Here is a 749-nt window from a genome sequence, read left to right as displayed (position 1 = left end):
CATGTCCAACCATTATTATTTAAGTTTTATTCAATTGGCGCTGTGTATTCGAAAAAGCGAAGTACCGCAACCATCCCTGTAAAGTTGATTAATGCGTACACAATGGCAATGTCCAGGAAGTCTGGGCGTCCCATCATATAACCGGCGGCCGCAATAAAAAGAACAGTCTTGGTGCCAAACATGTTTACTCCTAGAATACGGTCGTAAACGGTTGGCGCATCGAATGCTCTGGCCAAAGCGATAGCCATAACAACCAAAATAGCGATACAAACAGCAGCGTATATTCCTGTCACTTGTTATTACCCCATATCCCGGCGATTTTATTTTCCATAGCACCTTGTTCGAGTTCTTCTAACGAGGACTTTTGCAGTGCGTGAACAGTCAGTTCACCATCCTCCAAATCTACGCTTAAGGTGCCAGGTGTGAGTGTTATGGAATTTGCGTATAAAACATGATTGCTCGGAGGTATTTCTTTTATATCTATTTTCGCCAAGCTTGGCGAAACCTTATTTGACGAAGTCCAGATCAGTTTTGTAACGTGGGCGCTAGAGCCAATGATCTGCCCAATTAGCCATGGAATGTATCGAATTAATCGTAAACCTGTCCCAATCTCTTGTGGCTCTTCATCTACTTCATCCATACGTTTTAAGACAAAAAGTACGATGATGACAGAAACGGCTCCGAAACTAAGTAATAGTGGTTGGATGTAGCCAGAAAGTAACAACCAGAACGCTGAAAGTAGTACTGCC

Annotated in this window: 2 protein-coding genes; both read right to left on the bottom strand. The window is 42.9% G+C overall.

The genetic code is table 11. The annotated features are described in order from the left end of the window. Positions 1-26: 26 nt before the first annotated feature. Positions 27-293 (bottom strand): monovalent cation/H+ antiporter complex subunit F, encoded by a 267-nt coding sequence (locus tag A3756_RS21250; RefSeq protein WP_231872273.1) that lies wholly within the window; start codon positions 291-293, stop codon positions 27-29. Continuing rightward, a partial coding sequence (locus tag A3756_RS21245) for a Na+/H+ antiporter subunit E (protein ID WP_068554573.1) occupies positions 290-749 on the bottom strand: 460 nt, incomplete at its 5' end. The genes A3756_RS21250 and A3756_RS21245, both read right to left, overlap by 4 nt.

This window comes from Oleiphilus sp. HI0086 (assembly GCF_001635225.1).
Note: the sequence above shows the minus strand (reverse complement) of the source record. Positions and strands in the feature narration are given on the sequence as shown.